Here is a 2,563-nt window from a genome sequence, read left to right on the forward strand (position 1 = left end):
GCATGATCGTATCCGTGAATTGAGGACGAGCTTCAGGATCCGCGCCTGTTGCATAATAGTTGAAGAAGTTCGCATGAAGGTGAAAAGAATTGATGAGATCGAATTCTGTCAGATTACTGAGATAAATACGTACAAGTTCTCCGACCTTAACTTTAATTGGCTCTTGTTGATACGCAAATGCATAGCCGTTTACGGTGTAAATTTCGTTTTCTCCATCGAGATCCAAATCGTAACCATTCATCAGCATACTGAATTCTTTGGCCGCAGCTCTTGCAATCTTGGGATCAATGATGAAATTTCCATATAGTCCTTTATGAATATGTCTTGCTAATGGAGCAACATGGCAGTGATAAACATGCATGCCAGCTGGCTTCGCTTCAAACTCGTAGATGAACGTATCTCCAGCATTAACAGCTTCTAGCCCATCCATATTCGTGGGGTGCATCCCATGAAAGTGGATGGAGTGCGGGTGGCTCGTTGCATTGCCGAAATGAATACGAAGCACATCCCCCTCGGTACAGCGAATGGTCGGTCCTGGAATGGTGCCATTAAATGTCCATCCCGGGAATTTGATCCCTTTGGCAATCTGAACTTCATTCTCATATGCCGTAATTTCATACTCACGCAATGTTCTTCCATCAGGAAGTTGACTTACCTTGCCATAATCAAATGCTGTGAGTGCCTTCTGTGCAGCTTTAAATCCTTCGGTGGCGTCATTACTTGGCACATAGCCATGCTTCATGCCATCATGCAGCTGCCCTTTCAAAGCCTTATGAATATCATGTTTATCCGCCACTAAGGTCGACTTTCCAAATAACGTGGATGGATTTAATAAAGCAGCTCCAATGACAGCAAAAGCCCCAGCACTTCCCATCTTTAAAAGTTTACGTCTTGATAGCTTATCACCCGAGTTACGCAACATCGTTGTATCCTCCCCTATTTATATTGCTTGTTTACAATTTTTTTGCATCAAGGAAACATTTTGGGTAAAAATTTTGTTTCCAATGGGACAAAAAGTTTGCCAAAGGAAACACTTTGACTTAAATATATGCCTAATTGTGCTAATTGTAAACCATTATTTTCTTGGACGAAAAATATATGTTAAAATGCCGGAACCATTTGTGCGCCTCTATGTTGCCCTATCTATCACGTTGTCCAATCAAATTTAAAGCATAAATCATCTAGTATATTAGGAGCACTTCAGAGGAGGGAATAACGTTGAGGTTATATGAAATAAAAGGTTCCTATGACGCAATCGTTAGTTTAGGCAGCGCTTGTAATCCTTCACTTCAATTAAAACGCCACCATTTAAGAACGTTTTCAGGACCACTGGATTGGCATGTATCCCTATCACTTTCAGATGTAAACCGATTATTGAATAATAGATTCAATAACTTTATGAATCTAGGCAATATGAGTCTAATAGATGGGGTTGCTCATTTATTAGATGACGGAGTCCCCATTGCATCTGTACAGTCGCATTTTGTAAAGGATACCTATTACAATATTCTTTCTGTTCATGATTTTCCGATTAATCCTCATGAGCACTGGACGACGACTTACCCCTCTTATCGCGAGAAAATGAATCGTCGAATAGATAGATTATTAGATAAAATACAAACTAGCCAAACAATCCTATTCGTTAGATGGGCCGCTAATTATGATCAAGCAGTTGAATTACAATCCGTATTATCCAAAATGGTAACTGGTCAGTTTAGCGTTCTAATTCTCTGTCCAGATAAGAGTACCAATGTGGTTTCCTTATTGGATTGGGGTCTTGAAAGAGTTTGTGCCGTTCAAGTTCCCTCCGACCCGAATCGGAATGCAACTTGGGATTATGTGTTTCAAGGGGTAACAATTAAATAGCAAAAGGAGTTAAGCAAGGTTAGATGCTTAACTCCTTTTGCTATTGTTTTAGGGCACTAGCGCCCGCTACGCATGGCACATCAGCTGATAGATGGAAAAACTATCGTTAAACCGAGCTACTCAGTCGCAGGGAGTGAAATAGCGGTAGAAACTCCATCTATCTCATAGGTAGCTTGACGAAATCTACTAGATTTGGTGAAATTAACGGTAGGAACTGCAGTTATTTGGGTAAAAATGGGATAATTCTTGTTATTAGCAGGAGTAATCGGCGTTATTAAAATTAGCTCGAATACCGCATTGCTGTATCCATCAGACGACAGTGCTGCTCGGCGTTATTTTTTATACACTTTGTCGTATGCGTCCTGATAAATTTTGATGAATTGATCCATGCCGGAATCTTTCAGGCCTTTCAGATAAGCGTCCCAATCCTTATCAATACTTTTGGCTCCCATAATGAACTGCAGCATGGATTGTTTCACATAATCCGTAATAATCGGCTTTAATTGCTTGACCTGATTCGCTTGATCATTCGTCAAGAAAATATCAGTCGGGAACTCTTCCTTCGGCTGATGGCCTTCGTACAATTCCTTCGTGGCTTTGTACAAACGTGTTTCCAACCCATCCATCGTATAGATGTCCTGGCTAGCTGCATACGATGTTTCACGATATTCAGCTGAACGAAGGTTCGGTCCCATTT

At 40.8% G+C, this 2,563-nt stretch carries 2 protein-coding genes and 1 pseudogene; 1 reads left to right on the plus strand and 2 read right to left on the minus strand.

Annotated features, from left to right (window positions below; all coding sequences use genetic code 11):
- Window positions 1-922 (minus strand): multicopper oxidase domain-containing protein (locus AC1DUA_RS33365; protein ID WP_477503823.1); only part of this gene is annotated, 922 nt, incomplete at its 3' end.
- A gap of 296 nt (window positions 923-1,218) precedes the next feature.
- Between AC1DUA_RS33365 and AC1DUA_RS33370 the strand changes: the two genes are divergently transcribed.
- Window positions 1,219-1,866: a DUF1796 family putative cysteine peptidase gene (locus tag AC1DUA_RS33370; RefSeq protein WP_477503824.1), complete on the plus strand. Its 648-nt coding sequence runs from the start codon at window positions 1,219-1,221 to the stop codon at window positions 1,864-1,866.
- A 332-nt stretch (window positions 1,867-2,198) separates the two neighbouring features.
- Here AC1DUA_RS33370 and AC1DUA_RS33375 read toward each other — a convergent pair.
- A pseudogene (locus tag AC1DUA_RS33375) lies at window positions 2,199-2,563 on the minus strand (ABC transporter substrate-binding protein); the annotation flags it as partial.

This window comes from Paenibacillus sp. 01T422 (assembly GCF_056398785.1).